This is a genomic window from Mesorhizobium sp. L48C026A00, assembly GCF_000502375.1.
Classification (GTDB): Bacteria; Pseudomonadota; Alphaproteobacteria; order Rhizobiales; family Rhizobiaceae; genus Mesorhizobium; species Mesorhizobium muleiense.
Window position 1 is genome coordinate 13,152 of record NZ_AYWU01000027.1, and the last position, 25,610, is coordinate 38,761.

General features: G+C 61.3%; 28 protein-coding genes and 1 tRNA gene. 16 read left to right on the forward strand and 13 right to left on the reverse strand.

All coding sequences use genetic code 11. The annotated features are described in order from the left end of the window. Nucleotides 1-11: 11 nt before the first annotated feature. Complete coding sequence (locus X738_RS73115; protein ID WP_023802541.1) at nt 12-920, forward strand: LysR family transcriptional regulator; 909 nt, start codon at nt 12-14, stop codon at nt 918-920. A 92-nt stretch (nt 921-1,012) separates the two neighbouring features. Here the strand turns inward: X738_RS73115 and X738_RS73120 are convergent, their stop codons facing one another. Continuing rightward, nucleotides 1,013-1,237 (reverse strand): hypothetical protein, encoded by a 225-nt coding sequence (locus X738_RS73120; protein ID WP_023802542.1) that lies wholly within the window; start codon nt 1,235-1,237, stop codon nt 1,013-1,015. A gap of 127 nt (nt 1,238-1,364) precedes the next feature. Between X738_RS73120 and coxB the strand changes: the two genes are divergently transcribed. From coxB to X738_RS73150, 6 genes are all read left to right on the forward strand, one after another. Then, the gene (coxB, locus tag X738_RS73125) at nt 1,365-2,180 is read left to right on the forward strand and encodes a cytochrome c oxidase subunit II (protein WP_023802543.1); all 816 of its coding nucleotides are present in this window, start codon (nt 1,365-1,367) and stop codon (nt 2,178-2,180) included. Nucleotides 2,181-2,269: 89 nt separating this feature from the next. Continuing rightward, a complete protein-coding gene (ctaD, locus tag X738_RS73130) occupies nt 2,270-4,039 on the forward strand; it encodes a cytochrome c oxidase subunit I (RefSeq protein ID WP_023802544.1) in 1,770 nt (589 codons plus the stop codon). Next, nucleotides 4,036-4,740 carry a cytochrome c oxidase subunit 3 gene (locus X738_RS73135; protein WP_023802545.1) on the forward strand — a complete coding sequence of 235 codons (705 nt, stop codon included), beginning with the start codon at nt 4,036-4,038 and terminating at the stop codon, nt 4,738-4,740. The genes ctaD and X738_RS73135 overlap by 4 nt, the downstream gene beginning before the upstream one ends. Before the next feature lie 13 nt (nt 4,741-4,753). Beyond that, nucleotides 4,754-5,476: a heme-copper oxidase subunit III family protein gene (locus tag X738_RS73140; protein WP_023802546.1), complete on the forward strand. Its 723-nt coding sequence runs from the start codon at nt 4,754-4,756 to the stop codon at nt 5,474-5,476. Between the two features lie 31 nt (nt 5,477-5,507). After that, on the forward strand, nt 5,508-5,912 hold the full coding sequence (locus tag X738_RS73145) for a cytochrome C oxidase subunit IV family protein (protein ID WP_023802547.1): 405 nt from the start codon (nt 5,508-5,510) through the stop codon (nt 5,910-5,912). Nucleotides 5,913-6,091: 179 nt separating this feature from the next. Next, nucleotides 6,092-6,565: an aminoacyl-tRNA deacylase gene (locus X738_RS73150; RefSeq protein WP_023802548.1), complete on the forward strand. Its 474-nt coding sequence runs from the start codon at nt 6,092-6,094 to the stop codon at nt 6,563-6,565. A gap of 57 nt (nt 6,566-6,622) precedes the next feature. Here X738_RS73150 and X738_RS73155 read toward each other — a convergent pair whose 3' ends face one another. The 3 genes from X738_RS73155 to X738_RS73165 form a co-directional block, all read right to left on the reverse strand. Beyond that, complete coding sequence (locus X738_RS73155; RefSeq protein WP_023802549.1) at nt 6,623-7,441, reverse strand: DUF2189 domain-containing protein; 819 nt, start codon at nt 7,439-7,441, stop codon at nt 6,623-6,625. A gap of 405 nt (nt 7,442-7,846) precedes the next feature. After that, nucleotides 7,847-8,794 (reverse strand): heme o synthase, encoded by a 948-nt coding sequence (locus X738_RS73160; protein ID WP_023802550.1) that lies wholly within the window; start codon nt 8,792-8,794, stop codon nt 7,847-7,849. 87 nt (nt 8,795-8,881) lie between these two features. Next, the gene (locus X738_RS73165; RefSeq protein WP_023802551.1) at nt 8,882-9,262 is read right to left on the reverse strand and encodes a c-type cytochrome; all 381 of its coding nucleotides are present in this window, start codon (nt 9,260-9,262) and stop codon (nt 8,882-8,884) included. Nucleotides 9,263-9,548: 286 nt separating this feature from the next. Here X738_RS73165 and X738_RS73170 point away from each other — a divergent pair, with 286 nt between their 5' ends. Further along, nucleotides 9,549-10,430, forward strand: coding sequence for an alpha/beta fold hydrolase (locus X738_RS73170; protein ID WP_031256375.1), 882 nt, complete (start codon nt 9,549-9,551; stop codon nt 10,428-10,430). A 73-nt stretch (nt 10,431-10,503) separates the two neighbouring features. Beyond that, nucleotides 10,504-10,830, forward strand: coding sequence for an antibiotic biosynthesis monooxygenase family protein (locus X738_RS73175; protein WP_023802553.1), 327 nt, complete (start codon nt 10,504-10,506; stop codon nt 10,828-10,830). Between the two features lie 92 nt (nt 10,831-10,922). Here X738_RS73175 and tig read toward each other — a convergent pair whose 3' ends face one another. Together tig and X738_RS85310 are read right to left on the reverse strand one after the other, a co-directional pair. After that, on the reverse strand, nt 10,923-12,410 hold the full coding sequence (gene tig / locus X738_RS73180) for a trigger factor (protein ID WP_023802554.1): 1,488 nt from the start codon (nt 12,408-12,410) through the stop codon (nt 10,923-10,925). 648 nt (nt 12,411-13,058) lie between these two features. Further along, complete coding sequence (locus tag X738_RS85310; protein ID WP_051407944.1) at nt 13,059-13,643, reverse strand: hypothetical protein; 585 nt, start codon at nt 13,641-13,643, stop codon at nt 13,059-13,061. Nucleotides 13,644-14,203: 560 nt separating this feature from the next. Between X738_RS85310 and X738_RS73185 the strand changes: the two genes are divergently transcribed. Further along, nucleotides 14,204-14,286: transfer RNA gene (locus tag X738_RS73185), tRNA-Leu, on the forward strand. Between the two features lie 89 nt (nt 14,287-14,375). Here X738_RS73185 and X738_RS73190 read toward each other — a convergent pair. Together X738_RS73190 and X738_RS73195 are read right to left on the reverse strand one after the other, a co-directional pair. Beyond that, on the reverse strand, nt 14,376-14,957 hold the full coding sequence (locus tag X738_RS73190; protein ID WP_036270244.1) for a GDYXXLXY domain-containing protein: 582 nt from the start codon (nt 14,955-14,957) through the stop codon (nt 14,376-14,378). After that, complete coding sequence (locus X738_RS73195) at nt 14,954-16,069, reverse strand: DUF2157 domain-containing protein (protein ID WP_023802556.1); 1,116 nt, start codon at nt 16,067-16,069, stop codon at nt 14,954-14,956. The genes X738_RS73190 and X738_RS73195 overlap by 4 nt, the downstream gene beginning before the upstream one ends. Before the next feature lie 235 nt (nt 16,070-16,304). On the opposite strand from X738_RS73195, the gene X738_RS82005 reads away from it, so the two are divergent. Both X738_RS82005 and X738_RS82010 read left to right on the forward strand, forming a co-directional pair. Further along, entirely contained in the window at nt 16,305-16,445 is a 141-nt protein-coding gene (locus tag X738_RS82005; RefSeq protein ID WP_006335194.1) for a DUF1127 domain-containing protein, read from the forward strand. A 54-nt stretch (nt 16,446-16,499) separates the two neighbouring features. Then, entirely contained in the window at nt 16,500-16,640 is a 141-nt protein-coding gene (locus tag X738_RS82010) for a DUF1127 domain-containing protein (protein ID WP_023802557.1), read from the forward strand. A 354-nt stretch (nt 16,641-16,994) separates the two neighbouring features. On the opposite strand, the gene X738_RS73200 is transcribed toward X738_RS82010, so the two are convergent. Further along, nucleotides 16,995-17,585, reverse strand: a complete 591-nt coding sequence (locus X738_RS73200) for a hypothetical protein (RefSeq protein WP_245277801.1) — start codon at nt 17,583-17,585, stop codon at nt 16,995-16,997. Between the two features lie 120 nt (nt 17,586-17,705). Here X738_RS73200 and trmFO point away from each other — a divergent pair, with 120 nt between their 5' ends. The 3 genes from trmFO to X738_RS73215 all read left to right on the forward strand — a co-directional run bounded on the left by trmFO (nt 17,706) and on the right by X738_RS73215 (nt 19,792). Then, the gene (trmFO, locus tag X738_RS73205; protein WP_023802559.1) at nt 17,706-19,115 is read left to right on the forward strand and encodes a methylenetetrahydrofolate--tRNA-(uracil(54)-C(5))-methyltransferase (FADH(2)-oxidizing) TrmFO; all 1,410 of its coding nucleotides are present in this window, start codon (nt 17,706-17,708) and stop codon (nt 19,113-19,115) included. Nucleotides 19,116-19,185: 70 nt separating this feature from the next. Beyond that, nucleotides 19,186-19,476, forward strand: coding sequence for a type II toxin-antitoxin system ParD family antitoxin (locus X738_RS73210; protein ID WP_023802560.1), 291 nt, complete (start codon nt 19,186-19,188; stop codon nt 19,474-19,476). After that, a complete protein-coding gene (locus X738_RS73215; protein ID WP_084833875.1) occupies nt 19,460-19,792 on the forward strand; it encodes a type II toxin-antitoxin system RelE/ParE family toxin in 333 nt (110 codons plus the stop codon). The genes X738_RS73210 and X738_RS73215 overlap by 17 nt, the downstream gene beginning before the upstream one ends. 61 nt (nt 19,793-19,853) lie before the next feature. On the opposite strand, the gene X738_RS73220 is transcribed toward X738_RS73215, so the two are convergent. The 4 genes from X738_RS73220 to yajC all read right to left on the reverse strand — a co-directional run bounded on the left by X738_RS73220 (nt 19,854) and on the right by yajC (nt 24,329). Beyond that, the gene (locus X738_RS73220; RefSeq protein WP_031256383.1) at nt 19,854-20,705 is read right to left on the reverse strand and encodes a phytoene/squalene synthase family protein; all 852 of its coding nucleotides are present in this window, start codon (nt 20,703-20,705) and stop codon (nt 19,854-19,856) included. A gap of 1 nt (nt 20,706) precedes the next feature. Continuing rightward, complete coding sequence (locus X738_RS73225; RefSeq protein ID WP_023802563.1) at nt 20,707-21,096, reverse strand: Mth938-like domain-containing protein; 390 nt, start codon at nt 21,094-21,096, stop codon at nt 20,707-20,709. A 15-nt stretch (nt 21,097-21,111) separates the two neighbouring features. Continuing rightward, the gene (secDF, locus tag X738_RS73230) at nt 21,112-23,664 is read right to left on the reverse strand and encodes a protein translocase subunit SecDF (protein ID WP_023802564.1); all 2,553 of its coding nucleotides are present in this window, start codon (nt 23,662-23,664) and stop codon (nt 21,112-21,114) included. 326 nt (nt 23,665-23,990) lie between these two features. After that, nucleotides 23,991-24,329, reverse strand: a complete 339-nt coding sequence (gene yajC / locus X738_RS73235; protein ID WP_023802565.1) for a preprotein translocase subunit YajC — start codon at nt 24,327-24,329, stop codon at nt 23,991-23,993. 398 nt (nt 24,330-24,727) lie between these two features. Between yajC and X738_RS0143535 the strand changes: the two genes are divergently transcribed. Next, a complete protein-coding gene (locus tag X738_RS0143535; protein WP_373420478.1) occupies nt 24,728-25,522 on the forward strand; it encodes an ATP-binding protein in 795 nt (264 codons plus the stop codon). The last annotated feature ends 88 nt before the right edge of the window (nt 25,523-25,610 follow it).

Sequence of the window (25,610 nt, forward strand, 5' to 3'; positions counted from 1 at the left end):
ACGATCATCATATGTCGCATCCCGACCTCAATCTGCTTGTCACGCTTGACGTGTTGTTGACGGAAGGCAGCGTGGCGCGCGCCGCCAGAAGGCTGCGGCTGAGCCCGTCGGCGATGAGCCGAGCGCTGGCGCGATTGCGTGAGACGACGGGCGATCCGCTGCTGGTCAGGGCCGGACGCGGCCTCGTTCCGACACCTCGGGCCCTCGAGCTCCGCGAGCGCGTCGGTCAGCTTGTGCAGAGCGCCGAAGCCGTTTTGCGTCCTGTTGAGATGCTCGACCTGAAACGGCTTGAGCGGACCTTCACGCTTAGAAACAGGGATGGCTTTGTCGAGAATTTCGGGCCGGATCTCATTGCGCGCGTCGGCGAACAAGCACCGGGCGTGCGGCTGCGTTTTGTGCTGAAGCCGGACAAGGACAGCACGCCTCTGCGCGACGGTAGCGTAGACCTGGAAACCGGCGTTGTCGGAAAGGCCACGGGACCGGAGATGCGCGCGCAAGCGCTGTTCCGTGATCTTTTCGTCGGCGTCGTGCGGATGGGACATCCATTGTGCGAGGTCACGATGACCCCTGCCCGCTACGCAGCCGGCCGGCACATCCTCATCTCCCGTCGCGGACTCGACAGGGGACCGATCGACGATGCCCTTGCGCCGTTAGGGTTGAAACGGGAGATCGTGACGGTCGTCAGCGGCTTTTCGGAAGCTCTGGCTCTGGCGCGTGCCTCAGACCTGATCGCCAGCGTTCCCGAACGCTATACGGGAAACCTGCGCGATGGAATGTTCTGGTTCCGTCTGCCGGTTCCCCTGCCGGAAATCGCGGTCTCACTTTTGTGGCACCCGCGGCTGGATGCCGATCCGGCGCACCGGTGGCTGCGCGGCTGCGTTCGAGACGTTTGCACCGGAAAAACTCACTGCATCTCTTAAGCGCAACGGTCAAGGGAGCGTTGCTGATTCGATCACAGCAACTCTATGTTGCAGGTGCCGGCGATTCCGACCGACCGCCTCGCTGAACCCGGTTAGGTCGAAATCGGCCTCGCCTCGCCCCGACAGCGGCCGCATCGCCAGGACAGCAGGAGCCGGTCGGCGAAAAAACAATCGCCTTTATCGCGTCGGCACCATTCCGAACCAGCCTCCTCCCCCGCGAGCCGGCGGCCTTTCACGATCCGGCAGAACGCCGTGTTGTTCGGTGCCCCAGCAGGTTTTTTCTTCGCCGCAGCCTTCTTCTTCTTGGGTTCTTCCACATCATCGCCATTGCGTTTTCGTCTGACGGGAAGACCGCACTAGAATTTCGACCGGAAATCGAGCTATGATGCATTTGGCATTTCCTGGGACGGCTTCGCGCCCTTGGAATGCCGGGAGGAACGGGATATGGCCATAGCGCTTGTACTCGTTTTGGTAGTTGTGGGCTCAGTGTTGTTCCACTTCCTGAGCCCATGGTGGTGGACGCCGATTGCCTCTAATTGGGACTATATCGACAACACCATCATCATCACCTTCTGGATCACCGGCGTCGTCTTCGCCGCCGTCGTCCTATTCATGGCTTATTGCGTCTTCCGCTTCCGTCACCGGGAGGGCAACCAGGCTGCATACGAACCCGAGAACAAGCGGCTCGAATGGTGGCTGACGATCGTCACCGCAATCGGCGTCACCGCCATGCTGGTTCCCGGCCTGTTCGTCTGGAACCAGTTCGTCAGCGTCCCAAGCGACGCAACCGAGGTCGAAGTCGTCGGCCAGCAATGGCAGTGGAGTTTCCGCTTGCCCGGCAAGGACGGCAAGCTCGGCACGTCCGACACCCGCAACGTCAGCCCTGAAAATCCTCTCGGCGTAGACCCCAGTGACGCCAACGGCCAGGACGATGTCGTCGTCGAAGCCGCCGATCTGCATCTGCCGGTCGGCAAGCCGGTCAAGATGCTGCTCCGCTCGATCGATGTGCTGCACGATTTCTACGTGCCGGAATTCCGCGCCAAGATGGACATGATCCCGGGCTCGGTCACCTATTTCTGGTTCACCCCGACCAAGACCGGAACTTTTCAGGTCCTGTGTGCCGAGCTTTGTGGCCAGGGGCACCCGTTGATGAATGGCGTGGTGATGGTCGACACGCCGGAAGACTATCTGGCGTGGCTCGGCGAACAGCAGACTTTTGCGCAATTGTCGGCCCCCCAGCAGGTGGGCTCGGCAGAGTAGACGCCGGCAAAGACGGCGATTTGGGTTGAAATTGCGGCACGGCTCGAAACTGTCGAGCCTGGCCGAAAAGGACACGGAGGTGTTCCTATATGGTCGATGTCACACCTGCAGATGGGGTACCGCCGGCCGAAGTCGCGGAGATGGAACTCTACCATCCGCACAGCTGGTGGACGAAGTACGTCTTTTCGCAGGACGCCAAGGTCATCGCCATCCAGTATTCGGCGACGGCGACGGCAATCGGCATGGTGGCGCTGGTGCTGTCCTGGATGATGCGGCTGCAGCTCGGCTTCCCCGGCACCTTCGACTTCATCACCCCGGAAGCCTACTACCAGTTCATCACCATGCACGGCATGATCATGGTGATCTACCTGCTCACGGCACTCTTCCTGGGCGGATTCGGCAACTACCTGATCCCGCTGATGGTCGGCGCGCGCGACATGGTCTTTCCCTATGTCAACATGCTGAGCTACTGGATCTACCTGCTCGCCGTGCTGGTTTTGGTGTCGAGCTTCTTTGCGCCCGGCGGACCGACCGGCGCCGGCTGGACGCTTTATCCGCCGCAGGCGATCATGACCGGCACACCAGGCGGCCAGGACTGGGGCATCATCCTGATGCTCGTCTCGCTGATCCTGTTCATCATCGGCTTCACCATGGGCGGCTTGAACTACGTCGTGACGGTGCTGCAGGCCCGCACACGCGGCATGACGCTGATGCGCCTGCCGCTGACCGTCTGGGGTATCTTCACCGCGACAGTCATGGCGCTGCTCGCCTTCCCGGCGCTGTTTGTCGCCTGCGTGATGATGCTGTTCGACCGTGCGCTCGGCACCAGCTTCTTCATGCCGGCCATCGTCGAGATGGGCGAACAACTGCAGCACGGCGGCGGCAGCCCGATCCTGTTCCAGCATCTGTTCTGGTTCTTCGGCCACCCCGAGGTCTACATAGTGGCGCTGCCGGCCTTCGGCATCGTGTCCGACCTGATCAGCACCCATGCGCGCAAGAACATCTTCGGCTACCGGATGATGGTCTGGGCCATCGTCGGCATCGGCGCGCTGAGCTTCGTGGTCTGGGCGCACCACATGTATGTCAGCGGCATGCATCCCTATTTCGGCTTCTTCTTCGCCACCACGACATTGATCATTGCCGTCCCGACCGCGATCAAGGTCTACAATTGGGTGCTGACATTGTGGCGCGGCGACATCCACCTCACCGTGCCGATGCTTTTTGCGCTGGCCTTCATCGTCACCTTCGTCAATGGCGGGCTGACCGGACTGTTTCTCGGCAACGTCGTCGTCGACGTTCCGCTATCGGACACGATGTTCGTCGTTGCCCATTTCCATATGGTCATGGGCGTTGCCCCGATCCTCGTGATCTTGGGGGCGATCTATCACTGGTACCCGAAGGTCACTGGCCGGATGCTGAACGAGGCCATGGGCCAGTTCCATTTCTGGGTCACCTTCCTCGGGGCCTATCTGATTTTCTTTCCCATGCACTACATCGGCCTGATGGGCGTGCCGCGCCGCTACAACGAACTGACCGCCACGACGGTGATGACCGAGTCGGCCCACGATCTGAACGCGTTCATCAGCATCATGGCGTTCCTCGTCGGCTTTGCCCAAATCGTGTTCCTGTTCAATCTGATCTGGAGCATCCGCCATGGCCGCGAGGCCGGCGGCAATCCATGGCGCGCCACGACGCTCGAATGGCAGACGTCGGAAACACCGCCTGCCCATGGCAATTTCGGCAAGGAACTGCCGATCGTCTATCGCTGGGCCTATGACTACAGCGTGCCGGGCGCCAAGGAGGATTTTATCCCGCAAAACATGCCGGGCTCCTTCGGATCCTCCAGGGAGCCGGCATGAGCGTCATCCTGGTCTTCCTCCTCGTCATCGCCGGCTTTGCCGGATGGTGGCTTTCCCACCAGCGGCTGATGACCAAGCCATGGCTCGAGCAAGGTTTGATCGGGGATATTATCGGCCCGGAAGGATCAGCGCTGCCGACCGCCAAGATCGGCCTCGGCGTCTTCCTCGCCGTCGTCGGCTGCCTGTTTGCGCTTTTCACCAGCGCCTACTTCATGCGCATGGCGCTGTCGGACTGGCAGGCGCTGCCGCTGCCGCGCGTGCTCTGGTTCAACACCGGCGTGCTGGTCCTGAGCAGCATCGCGCTGCAATGCGCCTCGGTCGCTGCGCGCCGGGGCGAGATCGACGCGGTCAGGCTCGGCCTCGTCACGGCTGGGCTCACCGCGCTTGCCTTCCTGGTTGGACAGCTTGTGGCTTGGCGGGAACTGACCGCCGACGGCTACTTGCTGACCGCCAATCCGGCCAACAGTTTTTTCTACCTGATAACCGGGATGCACGGGCTGCACATACTGGGCGGGCTGGTGGGCCTGGGCAGAACAACTGCCGGCGCCTGGAACGGAGCACGGCCGGAGCGGCTTCGCCTCAGCGTCGAACTGTGCGCCATGTACTGGCATTTCCTGCTTTTCGTCTGGCTCGCCATTTTTGCACTTCTGGCCGGCTGGGCCGCGACTTTTATCGAAATTTGCCGACAGCTGCTGACCTAGGAGGGCCGGACGGATGGCAGACACGACAGTGACGCATACCGGCCAAGCACAGGCGCGGCCGGCTGGCTTGCAAGGCGTCGCCGCCGACTGGTCCTCGGATCAGCGCGCGTTCAAGAACGTGTCCTGGGGCAAGGCCATGATGTGGATCTTCCTGCTCAGCGACACCTTCGTCTTCGGCTGCTTCCTGCTCTCCTACATGACCGCGCGCATGTCCACCCGAGTGCCGTGGCCCAATCCGAGCGAGGTCTTTGCCCTTCATATCGGCGGCTCGAATATTCCACTGATCCTTATCGCCATCATGACCTTCGTGCTGATCTCGAGCAGCGGAACGATGGCCATGGCGGTGAATTTCGGCTACCGCCACGACCGCCGCAAGACGGCGATCCTGATGCTTTTGACCGCAGCGCTCGGCGCAACCTTCGTCGGCATGCAGGCCTTCGAATGGACCAAGCTGATCTCCGAGGGGGTACGGCCCTGGGGCAATCCGTGGGGTGCGGCGCAGTTCGGGTCATCCTTCTTCATGATCACCGGCTTTCACGGCACCCATGTGACGTTCGGGGTGATCTTCCTGATCATCGTGGCGCGAAAGGTCTGGCGCGGAGATTACGAAACCGGGCGGCCCGGGTTCTTCACCAGTCGCAGGGGCCGCTACGAGCACGTCGAGATCATGGGGCTCTACTGGCATTTCGTCGACCTGGTCTGGGTGTTCATTTTCGCATTCTTCTATCTTTGGTGAGAGGCAGACATGGCTTTGGTGAGAGGCAGATATGGCTGAAGCAACCGCAAACGGTCTGGGGCAACATACGCTGCACGGAACGCAAGCGCATGATGCGGCAGCAGCAGGCATTGCCCCTGCGGAGGTCCATCAGGAGCACCCGATCAGGCTCTATCTGGTGGTCTGGGCATGGCTGTTCATCCTCAGCGCCTGCTCCTATCTGGTCGACTATGTCGGCCTCCACGGCTATCTCAGATGGTCGCTGATCCTGATCTTCATGATGCTCAAGGCCGGGCTGATCGTCGCGGTCTTCATGCACATGGCCTGGGAGCGGCTGGCGCTGACCTATGCGATCATATTGCCGCCGATCCTGGTGCTGGTGTTCGTGGCAATGATGGTCTTCGAATCGGAGTACACGCTTCTCACCCGGATGCTGTTTTTTGGGGCCGAGCCCTGACGCGCAATCCGGGTTCGGGCAGCATTTCCCGTCGAGGGCCGGAGGGGCTGTTCACGGCCCGCTCTGCGTTGCCTTGAAACGGTCGACAGCTGGCCCATTTTTGTCACCACCGGAAAACGACAGAAGGAGAACGATTTTCGTCGGTTCTCCGTCGTGAACTCCAGGAAGGGAGGCTCAAGATGACGATCGCAAACAGATTGAAGGACTTTATCGACGAGAAAGGAATTTCCTACGATACCGTCGAGCACCACCGCACGTCGACAAGCAGGCAGTCCGCCTTAGCGGCACATGTGCCCGGCAGCATAATGGCCAAATCGGTGGTGGTTCACCACGACGGTGGCTATGCGCTGGCCGTGGTCCCCAGCACGCACAGGATCGAGCTCGGCACGTTGCAGGACGTCATGCACCAGCGTATTGGGCTCGCCTCCGAGGACGAGGTGGTTTCGCTCTTCGAGGATTGCGACACCGGCGCCATCCCGCCGATCGGCGCGGCCTACGATGTGCCGGTGATTGTCGATGAAAGCCTCGGCAATGCCGGCGATATCTATTTCGAGGGTGGCGACCACAGGACGCTCGTGCATGTCAGCGGCAAGGATTTCCGCAACCTGACCAGCGACGCACAGCAAGCCCGCTTTAGCTACCCGGCTTACTAAGCACTCTTGCCAACCTGCCGCAGCGGCCTCTCGCCGGTGCGGCAGGGCAGAGTTTTTTCAGTCCGCCGGTCTGGTGGAGGCCGGCGATTCCACGACTTTCCGATAGACGTGCCAGGTGGCGTGACCGAGGATCGGCAGCACCACCGCCAGCCCGGCGAACACCGGCAGCGAGCCTATGATCAGGGCGACGGCGACAATCAGGCCCCAGACAGCCATCACGATCGGGTTCGCCAGGACCACCCGCACCGAGGTGTGGATGGCTTCGTAGGCGCCGACGTCGCGGTCGAGCAACAACGGGAACGCGACGACCGTGGTGCACAACACGACCGCGGCGAAGACGAAGCCGATCGCGTGGCCGACGATAATCAGCGTCCAGCCGCGTCCGGTGGCGAATATTTCACCGATGAAGCTGGACAGTGATTCCGGCGGGGCCGAACCGAACACCTGCTGATAAAATATCTGCGCGGTCAACAGCCAGGCAATGAAGATCGCAAGCAGCATGATCCCGACCGCCGCGATGGCCGGCAGCGCTGGAGAGTTCCTGACCTCGAAAGCGTGGCTCCATGAGGCGTCGAGCCCGGCCTCTCTCCGCCGGCTGATCTCATACAGGCCGAGCGCCGCGAATGGACCGATCAGCGCAAAACCAGATACCAGCGGAAACAACAGCGGCAACGCATTGTTGCCCGACGTCCAGACAGCGAGCACGACGCCGACAAGCGGATAAATCAGGCAGAGGAAAACGATGTGCGACGGTTTGACCATGAAATCGTCGACGCCACGCTTGAGCGCGTCGAAAAGGTCGGAAACGCCGATCTTTCGAATTCTGGTGTGCTCCAGCGTCTCGCTGGCGCCTGCAATCACGTGAAAACTTGCCATGACCATTCCTCCAGACCAGGTCCGGTAAGGTCGCGATTTCACGGTGCTGTCGTTCAGCGTGACTGGCCACGCAAAACCGCGACCTGCACCATGATCAACATACGCTCTTGCATGGCATTTGTCGCCGCCCTTTGTCTGCGGGGACGGCTCCGGTGATCCCGCTAGCTCTAACGGCCTTTCTTCGCTAGTCTCAAAGCTGGGTTGAAGGGTGAAGGTCATGGATGGAAAGACCGTTCTTATACTCGGCCTTGGCATAGTTATTCTGCTGGTTCTGGGATTCTGCGCAGTGCCAACGTGAGGTTTGAGCAGGTTCGGGCGCACCTCGTTCAGAAATCGCCGATTCTCAACCCGGCAAACAATCCGAGAGCATCAGGATTCAATGCAGCCACGAGGCAGGTCATGCCGTCAATTTCCGGCTGACATGACGACACGCATTGCAACGGTATCGGCAAGCAGCACGGCAAAGATCGCGAAAAGATAGAATATCGAATAGGCAAACAGCGCCTTTGCGCGTTTCATCTCCCGTCCTTCAGCCCACCTTTTGTCGACCAGAAGCTTCCAGGCATGCCAGATGAAACCCGCGCCCAATGCGGCCGAAACAATCCCGTACAATCCGCTCGCGAATCCGAAAGCCCAAGGCAGCACGCCGATTGGTGCCAGGATCAGCGAATAGACGAAGATTTGCTTTCTGGTCGAAACCTGGCCGGCCACGTTCGGCATCATCGGAATGCCGGCCGCAGCATAGTCGCCGATCTTGAACAGCGCGAGCGCCCAGAAGTGCGGCGGCGTCCAGAGGAAAATGATCAGAAACAGGACGAGACTTTCAACCCCGACGGCGCCGGTGGCGGCCGCCCACCCGATGACCGGAGGAAGCGCACCCGCGGCGCCGCCTATGACGATGTTCTGCGGCGTCGAGCGTTTCAGCCACATCGTGTAGATGACGACGTAGAAGAAGATGGTGAAGGCCAGCAGCGATGCGGCGAGCCACCCCACCAGCACGCCGAGCGTCATGATCGCAAGTACGGAAAGCACCAGGCCGAAGCCGAGCGCTTCGCCTGGCGTGACCCGGCCTGACGGGACCGGCCGCTTTGACGTGCGCGACATCAACGCGTCAATATCGGCATCGTACCACATGTTGAGTGCCCCGGCCGCGCCCGCTCCAACCGCAATTGCACCAATTGCAATCACGGCGATGACCGGATTCATCGCCCCGGGCGCCACCATCAGCCCGACGAAAGCGGTAAAGACAGCAAGCGCCATGACGCGTGGTTTCAGAAGCGCGAAGAAATCACTGACCGTCGCTTCCGAAATTGGGATACCGGTATCCTTGAGGCCGCTTTCCCGAGCCGACATTTCAGGCGACTACCGATTGGAACACGCAATCTGGCCGGCCCATCGGCCGACGGAAGAACCGGGTTACTTCCTGGCGGAAGAACCGGGTCATTTGGAGAATTGCTTCAGATAGGCGATGACGTTGGCGAGATCCTCGTCCTTCTTGAGGCCGGGAAACGCCATCTTCCCACCTTTGATCATGGCCTTGGGATCGCGAAGATAATTCGTCAGCGTGGCGTCGTCCCATTTGACGCCGGATTTACCCGCCTCGGTCATGGCTTTGGAATACTTGAAGCCCGGATGCGTGCCGGCCGTCCGGCCGATGACGCCGCTCAGCGACGGCCCGACCTTGTTCTGGTCCTTGTCAACGACGTGACAAACCTTGCATTTGGCGAAGACCTTCTCACCCGCGGCGGCATCCTGTGCCTGGGATTGGCTCGTGACAAAGGTCGCAACGGACACGACTGCGAAAAACGCGATTGCACGCATGGCATATCCTCCCGATCGCCAAATCTGCCTTGGACGATCAGCGCGTGCCGACACGGCATGCGCCCCTTCACGACAGAGCGGAATATCCGCGTCTCCCGCATGGAATTGCGGCATCTACATACCACAGAAACTGGCCGGCAGATAGAAGAAGTCGACCCGCAGGATCGCCGCAAAGGCGACGAGGCAGGCCGATCGGCGTCGAGCGCAACCGGAACGCATGCCGGGTAAAGGCGTTAGACCAGCTACGGTTTAAACATCTGCAAGACAAAAAATCAGAGAAGTGTCTATGAACGACAGGAGCGACCTGGAGGTGCGCCACGGCACCCTCACGATCGACGGCGAGACCGTCTTTTACAGACAAGCAGGTCCTGAAACCGCGCCGGTTTTGCTGCTTCCGCATGGCTATCCCTGCTCATCCTTCCAGTATCGCCGGCTGATGCCGGCGCTCGCCGACCGGTGGCGGACGGTCGCGCCGGATTTCCCCGGCTTTGGCTACAGTGGCGATCCGGCACGGTTCGGTTATGATTTTGATGCCTATGCAACGTTCCTGGAGCTGTTCACCGACGCGCTGGAGCTCGGCAGCTACGCGCTATGGCTGCACGACTACGGCTCGCAGATCGGCCTCCGCCACGCCATAGCGCACCCATCGCGGATCAGGGCCCTGATCATACAGAATGGCGACATCTACGCCGATGCTCTTGGCCCGAAGTATGAAACGATCCGGAGTTTCTGGCGTGATCCTTCGCCAGCGAACCGTGCGCCGCTCGAACAGGCGGTGAGCGAAGACGGCTTTCGCGCCGAGTTCGTAGGCGAAGTCGATGACGACGTCGCTCGACGAGTCCCGCCCGATCTGTGGAAGTTGCATTGGCCGCTGATGGATACGGCTGTGCGCCGTGCGCTTTCGGTCGGACTGATGGAGAAGCTCAAGGCTAATCTCGACTGGTTCCCTCGTTACCAGGCATACCTGCGCGAGCACCGGCCACCGGCAATGATCCTTTGGGGACCGAAGGACGAATACATGCCCGAGCCGGCAGCGCGCGCCTATCTGCGCGATCTCCCCGAGGCCGAGCTGCATTTGTTGGACGACGCAGGGCACTGGCTGCTGGAGACCCATTTCGAGGTCGCCCACCCACTGGTGCGACGGTTTCTGGGCAAGGTCCTGCATTAATCGCCCGCAAACACCGCAGCGGATTCCGCCATCGCTGCCCCATCATGACAACCCATCGAGAGGAGCGCACGCCATGATCGACAACGCCGCAATCGCCCGGATCTGGCGGGGAACGACACGCCGTGATCTGGCGGACGCCTACGAGCCATATCTACGTCGCGAAGGCATTCCGCCGCTTCAGGAGAAGGCACTTGGCGTGCAGTTGTTTCGCGAGGATCTTAAAGAAGAAACAGAGTTCGTGACAATCTCGTACTGGCCTGACGTCGAAGCCATGGCGAGCTTCACCGGCGGTGACCCGCATAAGATCCATCACCTGCCGCGCGACGAAGAGTTTCTCGTCGAGCTGCCCGAACGGGTCACGGTGATGCGGATCCTCGTCAATCAATTGCCGCGCGAATAGGGCGGCAGCGGTGGCGGCAGCGGTTTTGCGACGTCGGCGGCATTGAAAAGGCCGCCTCGAGGGCGGCCCTTCACATCCAGCAGAATGTCGTGTTATTCGGCGTCCTTGGCAGCTTTCTTCTTCGGCGCAGCCTTCTTCTTGGGCTCTTCCGCATCGTCGGCCTTATCGGCGTCGGACTTGTTGGCGTCGGCCTTCTTCGCTGCGGCTTTCTTCGCCGGCTTCGCCTTGGCCGTCTCGCTGTCCTCGTCGTCGGCCATCAGCTCTTCCTTGCTGACCTTGACGTCGGTGACCGAAATCTGGCTGAGTAGATGGTCGACCACCTTCTCCTCGAACAGCGGCGCGCGCAGCGTGTTCAGCGCTTCGGGATTGCTGCGATAGAATTCGAAGGCTTCCTGCTGCTGGTTGGCCGGATAGCGGCGCACCTGCTCGAGCAGGCCGCGCTGCAGTTCCTCGTCCGACACGTTAACGCCGGCCTTCTCGCCGATTTCGGCGAGAACCAGGCCGAGACGCACACGGCGCTCGGCAAGCCGCATATATTCGGCGCGCGCCTCTTCTTCCGTCGTCTCCTCGTCGGCGAAGGTGCGGCCGGCGGCTTCCAGATCGCGGTTGACCTGGTTCCAGATGTTGTTGAACTCGGCCTCGACAAGCTTCGACGGCGCCTCGAACGAGTAGGCGGCATCGAGCTGGTCGAGCAGCTGGCGCTTGATCTTCTGGCGCGTCATCGAGCCGAACTGGTTCTCGATCTGACCGCGCACCACCTCACGCAGGCGCTCCAGCGACTCCAGGCCGAGATTCTTGGCCATTTCGTCGTTGATCTCCAACGCCCCCGGCTGGGACACTTCCTTGACGGTTACGTCGAAGGTGGCTTCCTTGCCGGCAAGATGCGCCGCCTGGTAGTTTTCCGGGAACGTGACCGTGACCTGCCTCTCGTCGCCGGCCTTGCTGCCGATGAGCTGATCCTCGAAGCCGGGAATGAATTCCTTGGAGCCGAGCACCAGCGGCTGGTCCGTGCCGGCGCCGCCGCTGAAGGCTTCGCCGTCGATCTTGCCGACATAGTCGATCGTCACGCGGTCGCCCTCGGCGGCCTTGCCGGTCTTCGGTTCGTAGGTGCGCGCCGATTCGGCGACACGCTTGACCTGCTCGTCGATTTCAGAATCCGGCACGTCGAACACCTGACGCGTCACCTTGATGTCGGAGAAATCCTTGATCTCGATCGGCGGAATGATCTCGTAGTTCAGGCGGAACTCGAAGTCGGCGCCGCCGGCCAGGATCTTCTCGGCCTCCTTCTCGTCCTCGGTCATGATCACTTCGGGCTGCATGGCAGCCTTTTCGCCACGGCCGGTAATGATCGAACGGGTCGAATCGTTGAGGATCTCGTTGACCACTTCGGCCATGAAGGACTTGCCATAGACCTTGCGCAGGTGCTGCACCGGCACCTTGCCGGGGCGAAAGCCGTTGATGCGGACCTTGCTCCTGGCATCTGAAAGCCGCGCCATCAGCTTGGCTTCCATGTCACCGGCCGGCACGGTGATCTTGATCTCGCGCTTGAGACCGGAGTTGAGCGTTTCGGTGACCTGCATCATAGAACCTTCGTTTCCGCAGCCAAACGGCTCTTGCCGTTTACAGCCTGCCGGTATGATCTTGCCGGGAATGGCTTTTGGTGCGGGACTTGGCGATCTGTCCACTCAACGCGGCTCAAAATCGTCCAGAAACACGCTCCAAAATGTGAATAAGTCTTTGTTTTTCCGACTTCTTATCACATTCTGCAGAAGTGGATCGTCGCATCCCGTCACATTCGACACGCCTTTTGTCACAGGCGCGGCCGATTTTCAACCATCTTCGCGTCTACAGCGCCGCGCGTCATCTTGGACGCGCACAGGAAGCCGGAGCACCTTGATTTTGGCGCATGATCCCCAAAAATACGATTTTTCGTTTTTCGGGATCATGCACCGGCGAACGGCCGCTATTTTGACCGCGACATTGACAGAATGATGGCTGCCTGCGGGCAACGCGGATGCGGCGGGATTGCTGGACGCGCTGGATTTTAGGCTCCACTCCGACTTGGCTCCCGCTGGTGTAGCTACCCCGAAGTCGTCAGCCGCTTGGCACAGCGGTCCTGACGCAGAGAAGCCCGCCACCTTCCGAGTGGCGGGCCGGCCGCGAGGCCAGGAGAGTGTTGTCAAAGTCTGTACGGCCGATGCGACACTCCCGTTTGCGCAACAGTCTTCTCAGCGGCGTGCGATCAGCAAGCAGAGCTCACGCAGGTCGCGATCGTATGTGCCGCCGCTCCCGAGCACATCCACGCAGCGCTTCTTCATCCGTATCAACTGGCTGCTGGACATCTGCGCGACCACGCTCACGCCAGGAGTCCCGGGTGTTCCAGGAGTCGCGGGTGTGCCAGCAAGGGTCCCGCCGCCGACGCCTACACCGACGCCGACCCCGGTCGTCTCACCAACATTGGCACTCACACCCGCTGCAACGAGGCCGGTGCCGCCTACATTTGCGCCTGCGCCAGCAGTGATACCGCCGGTGCCGCCGGCATTGGCGCCCAGGCCGGCCGTGACACCACCTGTGCCGCCGGCATTGGCGCCCAGGCCAGCCGTGACGCCACGAGTGCCGCCGACATTGGCGCCGGCACCAGCGCTAACGCCCCTGCTGCCGCCGATCGACGCACCGGCGCCGGCATTCACCCCGCTTCGGCCGCCGATCGAAGCGCCGACACCCGCGATAATGCGTTTCTTGCTGCCGATCGATTTACCGGCTCCCGTATTTACCCCGCTGCTACCGCCGATCGAAAGCGCCGACTCCCGCATTGACGCCGCCACTGCCGCCGATCGAGGCGCCGAGACCGGCGTTTACGCCGCCTCGGCCGCCAACCGATGCGCCGAGACCGGCGTTTACACCGCCTCGGCCGCCAACCGATGCGCCGGCGCCGACGCTAATGCCGCCTGCGCTGGAGGGAAAAGAAAGAGATAAAACAAGTGCACTACAGGCCAAAGCTGCGGCGAAGCTGTTAACGACGTTTGCCATGACACTCTCCTTTGGAAATTACCCCACAGCAGCAGTTTCGAATTTGCTACTTTAGCAATAACGAACCCAGAGAGTGTTTGAATCGCTAACACGAAACAATGTTTGCGGTCGTGACTTACGGGTAGGAAAATATTCCGAATCAATTTGAAAGAATTTGAATACATCCTTGGGCAGGAAGACCCGGCCGCCGACGAGTTCGTTCGCGCCGCCGTCGCCTACTTTGGACAGAAAGTCCGCGCCGTGCCCCCCGGACACCAACGCGAGGCCCAAAAACCTCGAAAATCTAAGTGTTGAACTTGTGACATGGGTTGTGACATAGACATGTCACGGTGACACGAAGCCAGCGGGTATGGCGGAATTGGTAGACGCACCAGATTTAGGTTCTGGCGTGAGAACGTGGGGGTTCGAGTCCCTCTACCCGCACCACTGCTCCCTCGAACAGTGGACTAAGGTTCCAGTACCGGAAGGCGTTGGGGGTCGCGGTCGCGCTTTCCCAATTCTAATCCGGGCCAATACTAATAGAGCGGTTCCTCGAACAGCGTCTTGTCGCCGTCCATCAGCGCCTTGATCTGCGCGGCGCCATCGGTTGCGATTGCGACGCGGACGCCGAACGGCCGCACCCGCATGTCGTTCTGGATCGCCATCCCCTCGCCTTCCGGCAGATAGAAGCGCTCGATGCCGTAATTCGGCGCGATCGTCGTGGCTGCGCTGAGATCCCACCCTTCTGACACATGCCCGACGATATCGACTGCATCGGATGCTGCCGGCCCAGGCGCTTGCCCGAACCAGGCCGTGGTTGCGCCCCAATAGCCGCCGGCGCCCTGTCTCAGCCTGACAACGATCGGCGTATCGTCGCTCGTCAGCTTGCCGGTCGGAATGTTGGCGATCAGCTTCACCGGCAGGCGCGAAATATCATAGCTGAGTATAATGTAGTCGCCGCGCAGCAGATCGCGCGGATCGATCGGTTCGACCCTCAGCAGCACCTGCTTGCCGTCGCGCAGGATCGCCGCTCGGCCGGCGATGATCCACACCAGGAAGCCGATCTGGACGAGTGCCAGCACCAGCGCTGAAATGATCAGTTTTTTGCCGGTCATCACGCCGCTGCTCCTTCTACGCTCGGGAGCTTCATGCGCTTCTCCACGCGGAGGATGACAAGGGCAAGCACGCCAAGAAGCACAGCGGCTGCAAGGAAGAAGCCTGCCGTGTCGAGCATCGACTGCAGCATCACCACATAGATGATGGCGAGTTCGAAGGCGAAGCCGGCATAGGCAACCCAGCGCAAGCCCCTGCTCTCGCGGCCGCCCAGCACGATTGCCGCGACAATGCCGGCAAGCGCAATGGCCGAGGCAATGCCAAAGCCGCTGTTATTGCTTTCACTGGCCAGTTCGAACTGGATCATCGCCAGGCCGGTGAGAAACCCGATCAGCGCGTGCAAGGGCAGACGGCCGCCAAGCTGCAATATCCGGTCGACGGGCTCGGCAGCGAAGATCGCAGCCGCGAAAAGCAGCGCCGACACGACAATGAGCGGGACGGCGACCTGCAGCGTTTCGTATTCCGTAAACAACAGCACGAGATAGAAGATGACCGACAGGATGATCAGATGCCGCGCCGCCTGGCTGCGGGTCCAGAACGAAATGGCGAACAACACGATCGCCATGGCGACGAAGAGGTGCGGAAATTCCGTGCGCCTGAAATAATCGAACCCTCTCAGGAACAGCCACGCTTCGGCAATGCCGACAGAAGCGACGGTCAGCAGGTTCGAGCGCAGCGCGACTGCCGCGAGGGCGGTGCCCGCGCCCCAGGTGATCAAGGCCGACGCTTCGTCGCCTGACAAATGATACATCTGGCCGATCAGCGCGATCGATCCGCCGAATGCCGCTGCGGCGACGATCCAGAGTGCCTCGCCGATTGCAGCATGGTCGCGTGTCTTCAGCACGGCGCCGCCGACATAGCCGGCGAAGATGATGGCGAAGAGGGCTGCCACCCGCGCCAGCCGCGGGATGGCTTCCCAGTTGGCGGCGACGAAGATCAGGACGGCCGCACCAAAAAGCAACGCCGCCATCATCGCCAGGATCGTGCCGAAGCTCAGCGATTTGCGCTCATTGGCCTCGACGTCGCGCGTCAGCGCGTCGGCCGTCGAGGCGTCGATCAGTCCGGCCTGCAGCCATCGTGCGATATCGGCCGTGACTCGCGACGAATAGCTCGCCATGCCTTTTCTCCTCCAGCTGGTCGTTTCTTCAGCCGACCCGGACAAACCGTTGACGCTACGGCATTTTCAGATTCGGGCCTATCTATGTTGAAGACGAGAATTGCCGGTGATTGTGCATTGCACAATTTGCATTGCTGCCATGCACCAATAGCGCTTTTAAATCGATATGACCCGACCTATCTTCTGGGCGTACACAAAGACGGAATGATCCGAAGAAAGACGAAACGAGAATACCATGAACCTGATCCGCAACTACCGCAACTGGCGCCGCTACCGGGACACCGTTTCCGAGCTGAGCCGCCTGAGCAACCGCGAACTGACCGACCTCGGCATCAGCCGCAGCGACATCCACTACGTCGCCCGCAAGGCGGTCTAATCCTCTTCGGACCGCAAATGGTCCGAACCAGTTTGACTTGAAAAGAGAACGACAATGAACCTGATCCGCAACTATCGTAACTGGCGCGTTTATCGCTCGACAGTTACCGAGCTGGGTCGCCTTTCGAACCGCCAGCTGCATGATCTCGGCATCGTCCGCGAAGAGATCAAGAGCATCGCCCGCAAGGCGATCTAGTCAGAATTTCGCCAGGGTCGACCTCCTCCCCGACCCTGACGGATACGGTCAGCCTTCACCTCCTCCCGAGGGTTGACCACAAAAACGGCGCCCGCCGCACCTCCTCCCGCGGCGGGCGTTGTTTCCCCCAGGGCGAAGCGATTTCGTCCAAAAGGGTTTCGCCCCCTTTCATCAGGCGAAAGGAATTTCGTCAAAGCCGACCTCCTCCCCGGCGATGGCGAATACGGTCGATCTTCACCTCCTCCCGAGGATCGACCAGCAAAACGACACCCGCCGGATCCTCCCCCGGCGGGTGTTGTTGTTTTTCAGGGTCGACGCACCTGGGAATTCGTTCTGGCGGGGAAGTCCCTGTCGTCAGTCGAGCGCACCGCTTTCCAGCACACCTCGCTTCTTCCACTGGCTGAGCGGAAAAATGTCCGGTGCGTCGCCCATCGGCGCATACCAGGAATCCACCACCCACTCGGTGCCCCTGCGGTCGCTGATCACCGCCGTCCAATGGGGATAGCGCCCGTCGACAAACAAGCCTCGCGAGGCCTTGTCCTCGACCTTGTGGAACCTGAGCAATTTTCGCTCGGCAAGATAGACCAGCAGCGCATGGGTATTGGTCGATTCGTCGACACAATCCATCTGGCCCCTGATGCGCGATGCGCCGAATTCCGACTGCGGCAGATCGCGAATGCCGGTGGCCCGGAAAATGCGCTGCTCGAAATACCGAACAGCCTTCGAAATAGCCGCACGCTCGGCTTGGGGCGAACCGGCGCCGGCACGCAGGATAGAGCGGAAACGCGCGCCATCACCGGGGCCAAGCGCCAGCATCGTGCGATAGTTGCAACTGTAGCCGTGGCAGATGGGGATCCGCTTGGAAGCCGTCGCGGCCAGTTCGCCGGCGGCCGCTGATCCACCCACGGCGATCACGACTGTCAGAAATGTCGCTCTGGCAAACATCCCAAGCACCCCGTCCATTCTCCGACAGTAGACGATTGCAGCGCTTGGCGGCAACAACGCGGCCGACACGGCCGGCTCCTGTAATTGCAATCGCAGCTACAAAGGATTATTTCGGCGCTCATGAACAAGAATCCCATTCACGTCATCGGCGGTGGCCTTGCCGGTTCTGAAGCCGCCTGGCAGGCGGCCGAAGCCGGCGTTCCCGTCGTGCTGCATGAAATGCGTCCCATACGCGGCACCGATGCGCACAAGACGGATGGACTGGCCGAACTCGTCTGTTCCAATTCCTTCCGCTCCGACGATGCGCAGACCAACGCCGTCGGCCTGCTGCACGCCGAAATGCGGCTGGCCGGTTCGCTGATCATGAGCGCCGGCGACGCGCACCAGGTGCCGGCCGGCGGAGCGCTGGCTGTCGACCGCGACGGGTTTTCCGGAGCGGTGACAAAAAAGCTCGAAGCGCACCCGCTCATCACCATCCAGCGCGAGGAAGTGCCAGGCCTGCCGCCGGCGGATTGGGACCAGGCGATCATCGCCACCGGCCCGCTGACCGCACCAGGGCTCGCCCAATCGATCGCGGAAGTGACCGGGGCCGATGCGCTCGCCTTCTTCGACGCCATCGCGCCGATCGTCCATTTCGACACGATCAACATGGACATCTGCTGGTTCCAGTCGCGCTACGACAAGGTCGGACCTGGCGGCACCGGCAAGGATTACATCAACTGTCCGATGGACAAGGAGCAATATCTTGCCTTCGTGCAGGCGCTTGTCGACGGCCAAAAGACCGAATTCAAGCAATGGGAAGGCACGCCCTATTTCGACGGCTGCCTGCCGATCGAGATCATGGCCGAGCGCGGCGTCGAGACGCTGCGCCATGGGCCGATGAAGCCGATGGGGCTGACCAATGCGCACAATCCGTCGGTAAAGGCCTATGCCGTCGTGCAGCTTCGCCAGGACAATGCGCTGGGCACGCTCTACAACATGGTCGGCTTCCAGACCAAGCTGAAGCACGCCGAACAGGTGCGCGTGTTCCACACCATCCCGGGCCTCGAAAACGCCGAGTTTGCCCGCCTCGGCGGCCTGCACCGCAACACCTATATCAATTCGCCGACGTTGCTTGACCAATCGCTGCGGTTGAAATCACGACCTGGCCTGCGCTTCGCCGGCCAGATCACCGGCTGCGAGGGCTATGTCGAAAGTGCCGCCATCGGCCTGCTTGCCGGGCGCTTTGCCGCCGCCGAGCGGTTGGGCCACGCGCCGGCGCTGCCGCCGATGACCACAGCCTTTGGCGCGCTGCTCAACCATATTACCGGCGGTCACATCGTTTCCGACGACGAGCCAGGAAAGCGCTCATTCCAGCCGATGAACATCAATTTCGGCTTGTTCCCACCGGTGGAAGCGCCGAAAGCCGAGGGAAAACGCCTGCGCGGCAAGGACAAGACCGTCGCCAAGCGGCGTGCGGTGACATCGCGCGCGCTGGCCACCTGCCGCGAATGGCTGGGGCTGCCTTCCCAGGCGGAAGCGGCGGAGTAGCCCGCCTGTCTGTTCTTGTCGATCGGTCGACAGGAGAGTAGGATAATATCCTACTATAGGGAGCAATTCCATGGAACCCGCAGAGAAACTGTCCGTCACTGTCACGCCCGCCATGGCGCGCATGATCCGCGAAAAGGTCGAGGATGGCACCTTTGGATCGGCGAGCGAGGTCATCCGTGCAGCCCTTCGCGCCTTCCAGCGCGAGGAGGAAGAGCATGCCGAGCGCATGGCCTCGATCAGGGCGCGCGTGAAGGCATCGATCGAGGATACAAGGCCGGGCTATTCAGGAGAAGAGGTTCGCGCTCACCTTCGGGGATTCGTCGCCCGACTTTCGAGCCGTTCTGATGATTCAACGGCTTGAAGTCGAGCATCAAGAAACCGCCAGGAATGATCTGGCCGACATTTTCAGGAGCATCGTAGAGGCTGGCGGAAGTCCGGAAGTCGCGCTGAAATTCGTCTTGCGTATCGAAGACCGCTGTCAGAGCATCGGCAATGCGCCTCGGGGTGGCCGGTCGCGCGATGACATTGCGCCGGGATTGCGAACAGTGCCGTTCGAGCACTCTGCCATCATCGCTTGCGTTGTCGATGACGATGTCGTCCGCATCGTCAAGATCTTCTATGGCGGTCACGACTATGAGGCGCTGATGCGCGATGGCGGATCGAGCGACCCATCGTGACAGACGTCTACGGCTGCCGTGATAGTTCCGGCTTTCCGGATTCCTTCATCCTTGGCAGCCTTCAGGCGTCCGGCCAGCCTCGCGTCGCGCGGCGCAACAACAGAAAATGCCGGCGCCAGGCCGAGAGCCGCGCCACCTCGTTCAGAGGTGACTGACGAGAACTTTCCATCTTGCCGAGATAGGCGCGCGACAAGGCCAGCGGCAAAAATGCTGGTCTGAGCGAATCCGGCAACGACGCTGCGCCCTGCTCGAATGCTGCAAGATGTTCTTGCGCCAGCGCGATCATCGCGGCGACGGCGCGTTGTGCTCCAGGCCCGTCATCGCCTGCAACGAACTCCTCGGAAGACGATCCTGCCGCGGCCAGAATGTCGGCCGGGACAAAGCATTGCCCACGCTTGCGATGCAATGGCAGCAGCAGCAAAAGGCCGGTCATCGCTTGTGCGCAACCTGCCCTGCCCGCAAGTTCGGCGAAACGCGGCGCTTCGACGGGATCGAGCACCATCGCTGCAAGCTGAATGAGCGCCGCTGCTGTCTCGCCGCAATAGCCTTCCAGATCGGTGCGCGACGGCATGGGGTCGTCATAGAGATCGAAAATACGGGCTTCGAGCATGTTCTCGAAGGCGGGCTTCGGCAGGTGATGGGCGGAAATCGTCGCCTTCAACGCGTCGGCGACGGGATGGCCTGTGCCTACCCCGGCGTCCTCGGCGGCGATGACATCGCGCCACCATTGCAGTCGCACCTCGCCGGGCAGTGCCTCGCGGATACGGTCGCGAATGCCTGATATCTCGGCATTGAAGGCATAGAGCGAAAATAGCGCGTCACGCTTGTCCTCGGGCGCATAGAGCGCGCAAACATAGCGATCATGGTCGGCGGCGCGCACCGTTTCCATGACGATTTTGGCGTTTTCGCTCACGTCACTCGACGGCAATCAGCGCGGCGGCCACCGCACGGTTTTCCGCCAGGAGAACATTGTAGGTCCGCACGGCAGCACCAGTCGACATCGGATCGGCCGCAATGCCCGCCGCCTTCAACACAGCACGCAGCGCCGCCGGCAACGGCCTGAGATCCTTGCCGGCGCCGACCAGCAGGATCTCGACCTGGTCAGCCTCGTTGAGCAGCTTGGCGAAATCCGCCGCCGTCAGTGCCAGGGGATCAGCCGGCTCCCAGCCATAGATGCCCGACGGCAGGCACAGGAGCGAGCCGCGATGCGACATGTCGGCGAAACGAAACCCGCCATTGCCATAGGCCTCGATCGGCGCACGGCCGGGGAAATGCGCCTCACGGATGACAATGCCTTTGGTCATCCCGTTGGCCGCCCGTCAGGTTGCTATGGCTTTGCCGCCGCTCACCGGCTTCTCCACATCGGCCGTCGCGGTTTCCGGCCGCAGCTTGAACAGGATGAGCAATGGCGCGGCGATGAAAATCGACGAATAGGTTCCGAAGACGACGCCGAACAGCATCGCCAGCGTGAACGAGCGGATCACCTCGCCGCCGAATAGCACCAGCGCCAGCAGCGCGAGCATCGTCGTCACCGAGGTCAGCGTCGTTCGCGACAGCGTCTCGTTGATGGCGTTGTTCAACAATTGTGGCAACGGCATCCTCTTGTATTTTCGCAAGTCTTCGCGAACACGGTCATAGACGACGATCGTGTCATTGAGCGAATAGCCGATGATGGTGAGTATCGCCGCAAGCGACGATTGGTTGAATTCGAGACCGGTGATGACAAAGAAGCCGATGGTCATGACCACATCGTGGACCGTGGCGATGATGGCGCCGACCGCGAACTGCCATTCGAAGCGGAACCAGACATAGACCAGGATTCCGAGCAGCGCGATCAGCATGGCGATGGTGCCTTGCTTGGCAAGCTCGCCGGAAACCGTCGGTCCCACCACCTCGACGCGGCGGAAATCGTAATGGTCCTGCAACTCGCCACGCACCTTGTCGATGACGGTCTGTTCGGCGTTCTCGCCGCCCTCCTGCGTGCCGACGCGGATCAAGACGTCGTTCGGGTCGCCGAACTGTTGCACCTGCACTTCGCCGATGTTGAGTTCCGAAAGCCTGCCGCGGATGTCGGCAATATCGGCGGTGCCATCCTTGGCCTGGACCTCGATCAGCGACCCCCCCTTGAAGTCGATGCCGTAATTGATGTCGACGGTCATGAACAGCACGACCGCCAGGACCGACAGCACGCTGGACAGCGCGAATGTCCAGCGGCGGATGCCCATGAACGGAATTCGCGTGCCCGGCGGGACGAAGGTCACCGGCGCGCGCGGCAATTCCTTCGGGCGGGCGCGGCGAAGCCAGATCGACACCAGCAGGCGGGTGAAGGTGAAGGCGGTGAAGACGGTGGTCAGAATGCCGATGGCGAAGGTTACGGCAAAGCCCTTCACCGGGCCGGTCCCGAGCCAGAACAGCACCACGGTCGCGATCAGCGAGGTGACGTTCGAATCGACGATGGTCGCCAGCGCTTTGGAAAAGCCCGTGTCGATCGCCTGGATTACCGAGCGGCCGTTTCGTCGCTCCTCGCGGATGCGCTCGTAGATGAGAACGTTTGAATCGACCGCCATGCCGATGGTCAGCACGATGCCGGCGATGCCGGGCAATGTCAGTGTCGCGCCAAGCAATGACAACAACCCGATGATCATCGCGACATGCACCGCCAGCGCGATGTTGGCAATGAAGCCGAGAAAGCCATAGGCCACGAACATGAACACGACGACGAGGATGGAGCCGATCACGCCGGCAACCTTGCCGGCGTGAATGGAATCCTCGCCGAGCCCAGGGCCTACCGTGCGCTCTTCGATCACCGTCAGCGTCGCCGGCAGCGCGCCGGCACGCAACAGCACGGCGAGATCGTTGGCGCTCTCGGCGGTGAAATTGCCTGAGATCTGGCCGCTGCCGCCAAGGATCGGTTCGCGGATCTGCGGCGCCGAAATCACCTGATTGTCGAGGATGATGGCAAACAGCTTGCCGACATTCTGCGAGGTGGCCTGGCCGAAACGCGCCGCCCCCTTGGAATCGAAGGTGAACGAAACCACCGGCTCATTGGTCTGTGAATTGTACGTCGCCTGCGCATCGACGAGATTTTCGCCAGAAACGATGACGCGGTTCTCGATCAGATAGGGAACCGGCGGATCATCCTGCGAATACAACACCGAGGATCCGGCCGGCGGACGACCGTTGAGCGCGTCCTGCACCGGCATCGACTGGTCGACCATCTGGAAGGTCAGCTTGGCGGTCTGGCCTAGAATGTCCTTCAGCCGTTGCGGATCCTGCAGGCCCGGCACCTGCACCAGAATGCGGTCGTCGCCTTGGCGTTGCACGATCGGCTCGGTGGTGCCGAGTTCGTTGACGCGGCGCTCGACGACTTCGAGCGACTGCGCCAGCGCCGTCGACGTGCGATATTTGATGCCGGCATCGGTGAAGGCGAATTTGAGCAGGCCGGACTCGGTATCATCCAGCGACATTTCCTGGACAGAGCCGCCGCTGAACAGGCCGGCGGCCACCGGATCGGTCAATGTCTTCAGCGCCGTCTTGGCGGCTTCGACCTGACCAGGATCGGTGATGCGGACCTGCACAGCCCGGCCTGATCCGGCAAGGCCGGTATAACCGATCTTGGCATCGCGCAGCCGCGTCCTGATTTCGTCCCGCGTCGTCTCCAGCCGATCCTTGATCAGATCGTTCGGATCCATCCTGAGCAGGATATGCGAGCCGCCCTGCAGATCGAGGCCGAGCGTCATCTGGCGCTTCGGAACCCAGTCGGGAAGCTTGGCGAGCGTGCTTGCCGAAAAAAGATTGGGCGCAGCCAGGATCACTGTGGCGGCCACGGCCAGCCAGATCAGGATCATCTTGAAGCGCGAGAAATAGAGCATATGGCGTCGTCCGTCACGGCATTCGGGCGGATCGTTCCGCCTGGAATTGGGTTATTTCTAGGCGCTCTGGTTCGCCACTGGCTCGCCGTGGTCCGCACAAAGGTGATTGTCGAGCACAAGGCAGTTCACTTTGATGCTGCCATCGGGCTTTCTTCAACTATTGTCAATCTTGCCGTCATGGGACCAGCGCGCAATGGCATCACGAGATCGTTGGCGCCCCGTGATACCGGCGGCCAGCCAGATCAGGTTCGTCCTGAAGCGCGAAAATTCAGCAAATGGCGTTTGTCGGTCGGGGTGTTTCCGCAGATCGTTCGCCGACAATCGGTTTATTTCTTGGCGTTCTGGTTCGCCACTGGCTCGCCCTTGACGCGCACATCGGCAATCGTCGAGCGCAGCGCCGTTACCTTGGTGCCACCGCCGAGATCGATCTCGAGCTCGTTGTCGTCGATGACCTTGGTCACCTTGCCGACGAAACCGCCGCCAGTGACGACCGTATCGCCGCGGCGCACCGCCGCCAGCATCTCGCCGCGCTTCTTCAACTGCGTGCGCTGCGGCCGGATGATCAGAAAATACATGATCACGAAAATCAGGACAAACGGCAAAATGCTGATGAACATATCCGGGGAGGTGCCGACGCCTTGGGCATATGCCGGTGTCACGAACATCGAAGTACTCCTGAAAAACAGCCGCCAAACGGGTAATTTGGCGGCCCCGTGAAATTTGGCCGGAATATAGTCGGTAAAGTTGCCAATGCAACTGCGGCCGAGCATTTCAGCTGCTTTTCCGGCTGGTTGAGCCGTGTTAGAGCATGGTCCCGAATGATGGAGCGCGGTTCTCGAAAAAGATCGTGCCCTAACAAAAGGTTGGAGCCGGTTCCGAAACCGCCGGAATCAATAGGTTCCGTTGCTTCCTGAATGCAAAAACAAAAGACAAGAATGACCGACAGCACCATCGAAGCCCTGAACAGGAAGCTCGACCGCCTGATCGAGGCGGTCGCCCGCCTCGCCCCGCCTCCGGGGCCGGAAACCCATCTCGGCNGGTCGCCCGCCTCGCCCCGCCTCCGGTGCCGGAAACCGATCTCGGCGGGGCCGACTGCTTTGTCTGGCAGGCTGATCCCGGCTATCTGGAGCCGGTGCGCAAGGTCAACCGCGTCGACATCGGTTTGATCCGCGGCGTCGACCGCGTCCGCAACATACTGATCGACAACACCGAGCGTTTCGCCTCCGGTTACGCAGCCAACAACGTGCTGTTGTGGGGCGCACGCGGCATGGGAAAATCCTCGCTGGTCAAGGCCGTGCATGCGGCGGTCAACGCATCGGCAAAGCTGGACCTGCCACTCAAGCTCATCGAGATCCACCGCGAGGACATCGACACACTGCCGAAGCTGATGGCGCTGCTGAAGGCAGCGCCTTACCGTTTTATCCTGTTTTGCGACGACCTCTCATTCGACCACGACGACACGTCCTACAAGTCGCTGAAGGCGGCGCTCGAAGGCGGAGTCGAGGGCCGCCCGGCCAATGTGATCTTCTACGCCACGTCGAACCGGCGCCACCTTTTGCCGCGCGACATGATCGACAATGAGCGCTCGACCGCCATCAACCCGTCGGAAGCGGTCGAGGAAAAAGTCTCGCTCTCGGACCGTTTCGGCCTCTGGCTCGGCTTCCACAAATGCTCGCAGGACGAGTATCTCGACATGATCGACGGATATGTCCGCCATCACGGACTTGCCATCGATCCCGAGACGCTGCGCGCCGAGGCGCTGGAATGGGCGACGACGCGCGGCAGCCGTTCGGGCCGCGTCGCCTGGCAGTATACCCAGGATCTGGCAGGCCGGCTCGGCAAGTCGCTCCAGGATTAGACCATGATCCCGAACCGAAGGTCAGCGTAGCAAAAAGTGGAGCCCGGTTTTCGGACAAGATCATGGTCCGGAAACGCCTCTGAAAAAG